At 36.3% G+C, this 7,739-nt stretch carries 7 protein-coding genes; 5 read left to right on the top strand and 2 right to left on the bottom strand.

Annotation, left to right across the window (positions count from 1 at the left end; genetic code table 11):
• The first annotated feature begins 139 nt into the window (after positions 1 to 139).
• Complete coding sequence (locus SLH51_RS24050; RefSeq protein ID WP_335964117.1) at positions 140 to 934, top strand: (2Fe-2S)-binding protein; 795 nt, start codon at positions 140 to 142, stop codon at positions 932 to 934.
• Positions 935 to 1,221: 287 nt separating this feature from the next.
• Here SLH51_RS24050 and SLH51_RS24045 read toward each other — a convergent pair whose 3' ends face one another.
• Complete coding sequence (locus SLH51_RS24045) at positions 1,222 to 1,857, bottom strand: CotS family spore coat protein (RefSeq protein WP_335964119.1); 636 nt, start codon at positions 1,855 to 1,857, stop codon at positions 1,222 to 1,224.
• Positions 1,842 to 2,222 (bottom strand): hypothetical protein, encoded by a 381-nt coding sequence (locus tag SLH51_RS24040; RefSeq protein WP_335964116.1) that lies wholly within the window; start codon positions 2,220 to 2,222, stop codon positions 1,842 to 1,844. The genes SLH51_RS24045 and SLH51_RS24040 overlap by 16 nt, the downstream gene beginning before the upstream one ends.
• Positions 2,223 to 2,367: 145 nt before the next feature.
• Here SLH51_RS24040 and SLH51_RS24035 point away from each other — a divergent pair, with 145 nt between their 5' ends.
• The 4 genes from SLH51_RS24035 to SLH51_RS24020 all read left to right on the top strand — a co-directional run bounded on the left by SLH51_RS24035 (position 2,368) and on the right by SLH51_RS24020 (position 7,638).
• Entirely contained in the window at positions 2,368 to 3,147 is a 780-nt protein-coding gene (locus SLH51_RS24035) for an alpha/beta hydrolase (protein WP_390183984.1), read from the top strand.
• A gap of 176 nt (positions 3,148 to 3,323) precedes the next feature.
• Complete coding sequence (locus tag SLH51_RS24030) at positions 3,324 to 5,063, top strand: sensor histidine kinase (RefSeq protein WP_335964115.1); 1,740 nt, start codon at positions 3,324 to 3,326, stop codon at positions 5,061 to 5,063.
• An 80-nt stretch (positions 5,064 to 5,143) separates the two neighbouring features.
• The gene (locus tag SLH51_RS24025) at positions 5,144 to 5,878 is read left to right on the top strand and encodes a LytR/AlgR family response regulator transcription factor (RefSeq protein ID WP_335964114.1); all 735 of its coding nucleotides are present in this window, start codon (positions 5,144 to 5,146) and stop codon (positions 5,876 to 5,878) included.
• A gap of 317 nt (positions 5,879 to 6,195) precedes the next feature.
• Positions 6,196 to 7,638 carry a carbon starvation CstA family protein gene (locus SLH51_RS24020; protein WP_335964113.1) on the top strand — a complete coding sequence of 481 codons (1,443 nt, stop codon included), beginning with the start codon at positions 6,196 to 6,198 and terminating at the stop codon, positions 7,636 to 7,638.
• The last annotated feature ends 101 nt before the right edge of the window (positions 7,639 to 7,739 follow it).

Genomic DNA, 7,739 nt, shown 5'->3' with positions numbered 1-7,739 from the left:
TAAAGTCTGAAAAAAACGGATTTAAAAATTCTGCCTGTCTTTGAATTTTTAAATTAGGCAATTATGAAATTGATTCACTTACTTAATTATTATATGTTTGCGTAAATATGAAAGACGAAAAAGCAAAAGGAGGGCGAAAATGGAAACTGTTCAAGTTGAGAAGATAGTAACTTCGCATTTTTTTCTACATAGTAGTGATCAAAAGGACATCCAGAAAGAAGTGTTGATGAAAGAATTACTTGATCAAAAGCAAGCAGAGTCGGTGCTGAAATTGTATGGAAAACAAATAAAGGCTTTAAACGATCAAGTGCCTGCTACTTACTTAAGTAGTAAGCTTGGAATTATTTGTTCTGCTTATATAACAATGCTTGGTCTGCATCAAGTTATTCTTCCAATACCTAACTCTTTATCTATCCAATTTTATCAAGATGAGAAATATCAAGTTGATACGATTGCATTTAAGGTGAATATTGACAACTGCTACTATGCAGAAAGTCATAAAGAATCAAGAAGAGAGCAACTCGCCAATTTTTTTGAAACATTTATTACTCCTTTAATTATTAATCTATCAAAAACAGTTAATATCCGTTTGCGTGAACTTTGGGGACAATTACTACACGGAATTGAATATGGAAGAAAAATCGCTTTAGACCTGACAGCTAATGAAAGAGAAAAGATCTTGTTAGATCAAGACTATCATTGGTTAATAAAAGAAGCGAATCCATCCATTTTTCAAAGTGAAAAACATGTTTTAGACTTCCCATATATGGAAGTACAGAACCCAACCTCTCCATGTATGATGCAACGAATGAAGCCTACGTGCTGCCTTTATTACCAAACAGAAGGAGCACACGGAAAATGTTATACTTGCCCACGTATGACTCCGGCAGAAAGAGAGAAGCGAAAACAAGAGGTTTTGGCGAGTGTTAAGTAATCTGTAATTTAAACAGTGCATAGTATAGTCAATTACAGAATTAGAACGTCGTTATATAGCTGAAGTTTTTTCTTATTATTAAACCATTAGAATAGCTAGTTGAATTTATTAGTACACTATTATTAAAAATGATCAGCAGGAAAGAAGTGTTCTGCTCTAATAATAAAATGAATCAGGATCCAGACTCATTTTTATTCACCTTTGTAGCAGTTACAATGGGGGAAGTGTACTGAAATGAAGTTCTACAAACATTTTTTCAAGAATTTGTAGTTCTACGAAACTATAACCTATAATCTATAACGATAGGCTTTTATTGTGGATTCTTTGCTAAGCTCAGTAAAAATGGTATCCTTTAACCTGCTAATATGTTTTTCCTCCGTCCATTCCTTCTCCCGTTTTTCATAATACTTAGATACTTGACCATAGAAAAGATGAGGAAACAGAACATCTGCCGTTAACACGATAAGTTGCTCATTTGTTAGTGGGTTTATGCTTTGATATGCTTCAACCATGTTATTCATTACATCGAGGGACCATTTTTTTCGTTTTTTCATGACTTTATTCAATATTTTTCTCATATCTCGTATGGGAAGATCAATGGTTAATGAATCCATATCAAATACTTGTAGATTGCCTTTTTTATCAATAAGTAGATTCCCAGCAGCAAAATCCTGATGGCAGATTGTTTTTGTTTTCTTCGTTTGTTCAACCCATTGCTCATAGCATGATTCTTGTAATAGGGTGATAGACTTTTTACATTGGGAGAGAAATGCATCAACGTGGAGCAGGAATTGTTTATCAAATTCATTTTTTTGTTCAGCGTTTAAGCGCTCGTGTTTCCAGTCTTCTAATTCTTTGTATCTTCTTAGATTCTCTGGTAGCCATCCGCCTAATAGAATAGAAGGCTTCATATGTTTTGGAATTTTAATACCTGAAGAAGCTTTGTGAAACTGGTAACAATTTGATGTAATTCTTTGTTTTTTTTATACGTAGGCTTTTTGCCATGGATAGCCTCAAACAAAACAAAAAGATCTTTGTTGAAACGTACATAATCTTCTTTGTTAGCCGTTTGCTTTATTTCAGGAGTATGAATTCCATTTGCTCTGAGATGGTTGATTGCATGGATCATAAATTTGAGGCGCTCTTCATCAACAGCCATTTTCTTTAAAATAAAATCGTCTTGACCTGCTATTATAGACCAAACCGCTTTTTTTCCTTTATCGGAGATCAAAGTTGTTTTATTAGGCTTTAGAGGGTAATTTTCTAGGATTCGACCAATGAAATACATAAAACCATTCCTTTCTCTTTTTTTATAACGTATGTCATTGATTGAGTTTTGATTTTTATAAGGATGGAATAAGATTGATAAATGCTTATAAAACGCTTTACATTAAAAATAATAAGTTGTTAGAAAATGGGGAGGGATAAGTGTGATTAAACTTTGGAATGAAAATGTACCATATGCAGTAGGAGACGATGTGGAAGATGTCCCAACAATGGTTCCGTACATAGTAGAATCCAATCAGCTAACAGGAGCTATTGTTGTATGTCCGGGGGGTGGGTATGTAAGAAGGGCAACTCATGAGGGAGAGCCTATTGCTAAATGGTTGAACTCCTTTGGTATTTCTGCATTTGTGCTGAATTATCGAGTGCATCCTTATAAACATCCAGCTCCAGTTACAGATGCCAAGCGGGCGATCCGTTATGTGCGTAAGTACGCTGAAAAATGGAACATTGATCAAACGAAAGTTGGAATTCTAGGATTCTCAGCAGGTGGGCACTTAGCATCAACGGTTGGGACTCAGTTTGATTACGGTGATAATCAGTCAAAAGATCCAATTGAAAGAGAAAGTAGCCGTCCGGATTTATTAATTCTAAGCTATCCCGTTATTACGTTTGGAGAGCATCGACATGAAGGATCAATGCACCATCTCCTTGGAGAAAATTCATCTCTTGAATTGAGAAATACGTATTCAAGTGAAAATCAAGTATCGAAGGACACACCGCCAACGTTTATATGGCATACAGCAGATGATGAAAGTGTGCCTGTTGAGAATAGCTTGCTATTTGCGTCAGCTTTGAGCAAGAAGAGTGTCCCTTTTGAACTGCATACTTTTGAAAATGGTCGTCATGGTTTAGGACTTGCGGAAGATCGTCCGGACGTATTTGCTTGGACGAAACTTTGTGAATCGTGGATAAACAAGCGGTTTTAAATAGCAATAAAATGGCAAATTGAAGGTGCATGTATAACCTCTATTTAATGATGCCAAAATCAAAAGAGTTAGAGTAATTTGTTTCTGACTGAAATCATGTTATTTTAATACCATACGATAAAACATTACTATGTCTGATTATTTTTTTTAAATGGTGTACATAGGAGATGTAGAACATGTGGGAATTAGTATTGGTCATGCTTGAGCGGTTAGCAATAATAGTAACGGTTGCTTTTGTAATGACTCGATTTAAATTTATACGGCATTTAATTGAGAAACGAGAAATCTCGCGGACATCACGTGTAAGCGTTATCGTGATGTTTGGTCTGTTTGGAATTATTGGTACATATACAGGGATAAAGGTGAATCCTGAACAAGCAACTTATCTACGCTGGGTCGTTGATATCGGCGATGGAGAGGCGATTGCCAATTCACGTGTCATTGGTGTAGTTGTTGCTGGTCTATTAGGCGGTTGGAAAGTGGGCGTAGGTGCAGGAATTATTGCGGGAGCTCACCGCTATTTGTTAGGTGGATTTACTGGTATAGCTTGTGGGCTATCAACGATCGTCGCTGGTGCCATAGCTGGTTATTTTCACCGAAAAAACAAGAACAATCGCATCATTTCTTTGCAAATGGCATTGATTGTTGGCATGCTCGCAGAAGCAATTCAAATGGGTGTTATTCTTTTAATTGCGCGTCCATTTGATCAGGCGTTAGGCTTAGTAGCGACTATCGGAATTCCGATGATTTTGGCAAATGGAATAGGCGCGGCGATATTCATTTTGATTATACGAAATGTCATTCAGGAAGAAGAAAAAATGGGATCACTTCAAGCACAAAAAGCATTAAAGTTGGCTGATTTAACATTAAAATTCATGCGAAAGGGGTTAACGGAACAATCAGCTTTGCCAACATGTAACATACTATTAAAGGAAATTCATGCGGATGCTGTTTCCATTACGAACAAAGATACTGTCTTAGCTTTTGTTGGTGTTGGTCAAGATCATCATCTACATAATGAAGAGATTAAAACGAATGCAACAAGACGGGTTTTACTTGAAGGGAAACTCATAATTACAGAATCTGATGAAATGCATTGTGGTGTTGCTCGTTGCCCTCTTTCTGCCGCAATTATTGCGCCGTTAAAAATAAAAGATGAAACGATTGGAACGTTAAAATTTTATTTTAAGTCAGAAAAAGGTCCTTCTCCTACGACAATTGAACTTAGTAAAGGCTTATCGACGTTATTAAGTCATCAGCTTGAACTGTCAGAGGTTGATCGTCATCTAGAATTAGCGAAGCAGGCTGAAATTAAAGCGTTACAAGCACAAGTGAATCCTCACTTTTTATTTAATGCGTTAAATACAATTGTTTCCCTCGTCAGGACCGATCCGATGAAAGCAAGAAAGCTTTTAGTATCGCTTTCTCATTTTTTTAGACAAAACTTAGCTGGAACAACGGCAACAGAAACGACGTTAGAAGAAGAGCTTAATCATGTGAAGGCATATTTAGAAATAGAAGAAACTCGTTTTTCTGATAAGCTTTCCGTTCAATACGAAGTCGACGAAGATGCGTTGCGAGTGAAAATACCGCCGATGACATTACAGCCTCTTGTTGAAAATGCCATAAAGCATGGATTGAAGCAATTGCGAAGTGACAGCTTATTACATATTCGAATTCAACAAGAGAAAGCTGCCATTAAAATATCGATTAAAGACAACGGGCAAGGGATTGAGAAAAGTCGGTTAAAAGAACTAGGCAAAGAAAAAGTACATTCGGAAACCGGGACAGGGATCGGACTTTTTAACATTAATCGCAGACTTGAAATGATGTACGGGGAAGAATCGACTTTGATAATTGAAAGTGATAAGGAGAAAGGAACGTTGATTTCATTTTATCTTCCTGTAATTAAGTGATTAAATGTAATAATTTATGTAATTTACACTATTTTAGAAGTGACAGCGATTTTTTTAGATATAAAGTGAGGAGAGACTAAATGAAGAAATTAATTACAACTGTTATCATTGACGATGAATTACATAGTCGTGATGAACTTACATTTTTATTAGGCCGTTATGATGAGCTTGAAATTATTGGAGAGGCTGATTCAGGAGAAAAAGGGTTGGAAGTAGTCATGAGAAAAAAGCCAGACGTTGTTTTTGTAGATATTGAAATGCCACAAATGTCAGGATTAGAATTAGCCAAATCTCTTCAAAATATGAAAAACGTTCCACTGATTATTTTTGCTACTGCCTATGTTGACTATGCAGCGAAAGCATTTCGTGTACAAGCACTAGATTACTTAGTGAAGCCCTTTGATGAGGAGCAATTACAGGATACAGTGGAAAGAATTAAGGAACGTTTAGCTTTTTCAGGTAAGCAAGAGGATATAAAGACAGGTATCGAAAAATTAGCCGTAGAAGATGAAGGGCGGATCGTCTATTTATCCCCGGCAGATATCACGTATTTATTTCGTGAAGATCGTGAAACGATTATTTGCACGCTTGATGGAAAATATAGCTCAAAAACGCCTATAAAAGAGTTAGAAGGAAAATTACACGGGTATCCATTTTTCAGAACTCATAAAAGTTATCTTGTGAATTTAAATAAAGTAGAACAGCTTATTCCATGGTTTAATGGAGCTTACCAAGTGAAAGTAGTTGGTCAAAAAGAAGAAATTCCGGTTAGTAGAAATTATGTGAAATTACTAAGAGAACGACTAGAACTTTAAATTTATGCAAAGATGATGGGTGCCAAAGCATTCAACATCTTTTTGTTTTAATTATTTGAAAATACAAGCAGTAGATTAGCAGAAGCAAGTGTTAATAAGAAAAATGATCTAATCAATTATTCCTGATTTTGATTGACTCATTAATCTATTAATAGAGGCGATTTAAGTATAGGAAGAACGGTATTTATTAGAGCACGTAAGACGAAATTATCTACATGTTAGCGCGCAATTTCCACATGTTATCACATAATCGACACAAAAAAGAAGATAAAAACTATAATGAAAGCGTATTCAAATGAAGGAAGAGGTGCTTAACAATGATTACATTTCTAGTATCCATTGCACTTTTAATTGTTGCTTATTTCACATATGGAAAATTAATTGAAAAAATGTTTGGGATGAAAGAGGCAAGACCTACTCCAGCTTATAGCATGAAAGACGGCGTTGACTATATTCCAATGGGGACGAATCGAAACTCGTTAATTCAGCTTTTAAATATTGCTGGAGTTGGTCCGATCTTTGGTCCAATTATGGGAGCACTTTACGGTCCTATAGCATTTATTTGGATTGTTGTAGGTTGTATTTTTGCCGGTGCCGTTCATGATTATTTAACGGGCATGATCTCCATTCGAAACAAAGGGGCACATTTGCCACAGCTTGCTGGAAAGTTTCTGGGAAAAACAATGAAACACATTGTAAATGCTATTGCAGTGCTCTTATTACTTCTTGTTGGAACCGTTTTCGTAACGGCTCCTGCTGGTCTTTTATTTAACTTAATGAATGGTTGGGTGGCGCTAGGCGTCATTACAGGAGTTATTTTCATTTACTATATTTTAGCTACGATGCTACCAGTTGATAAAATCATCGGTAAAGTTTACCCGATTTTAGGAGCACTTCTTTTACTTAGTGCTATTGGAATTGGCGGTATGTTAATTGTAACAGGTGCACCTATTCCTGAGTTGGCACTTGGGAATATGCATCCAGCAGGTACGGCTGTATTTCCGATTTTAATGATCACGATCGCATGTGGAGCGATTTCTGGGTTTCATGCAACACAATCGCCGATTATTTCAAGAACGCTTCAAAATGAACAAAACGGTCGTAAAGTCTTTTATGGAATGATGATTGTAGAAGGGATTATTGCGATGATTTGGGCTGCAGCAGCCATGAGCCTTTTCTACGGGACAGACTTAAGTGCAATAATCGATTCAGGCGGAGCTGGTCTAGTTGTTAGTGAAGTTGCCTTCACGTTACTTGGTGCAATTGGTGGTACTCTAGCTGTACTTGGTGTTATTGTTCTTCCGATTACATCTGGTGATACGGCATTCCGTTCAGCGCGAATGATTATTGCTGATTATATCAATGTGTCTCAGCTGAAAATAATGAGTCGACTTTGGATTGCCTTACCATTATTCGTTGTTTCGTTTATCTTAACTACAATGGACTTCACGCTTTTATGGAGATATTTTGGAGTGACAAATGCAGCAATTAGTGCGATTGCTTTATTCGTTGGGGCGATGTATTTAGCAATTCAACGTAAATTCCATTGGGTTGCAACGATTCCAGCAGCGTTTATGACAATGGTCTCGTTAACATTTATCTTTAGTGCGCCCATTGGTTTTGGGTTGCCAATTTCAACATCATATTTAGCGGCAACTATTGGAACAATTATAATTCTTGCTTTGTTTGCTTATAAAATTAAGTTAAACCGTGCAGTAGCACAATTTGAACTAGATGAAGATGCGAATAAAGTAGCATAAAGAATAAAAGAGACTATCATATAATAAAGTGTACCCTTTGTAAAGGACATTTTAAAAAAAGACTATGCTACATTGAGAAGATGATTCCTATACTGAATAGG

Origin of the sequence: Halalkalibacter kiskunsagensis (genome assembly GCF_037027555.1) — a bacterium.
In the GTDB taxonomy this organism is placed as follows: Bacteria; Bacillota; Bacilli; order Bacillales; family Bacillaceae_D; genus Halalkalibacter; species Halalkalibacter kiskunsagensis.
Note: the sequence above shows the minus strand (reverse complement) of the source record. Positions and strands in the feature narration are given on the sequence as shown.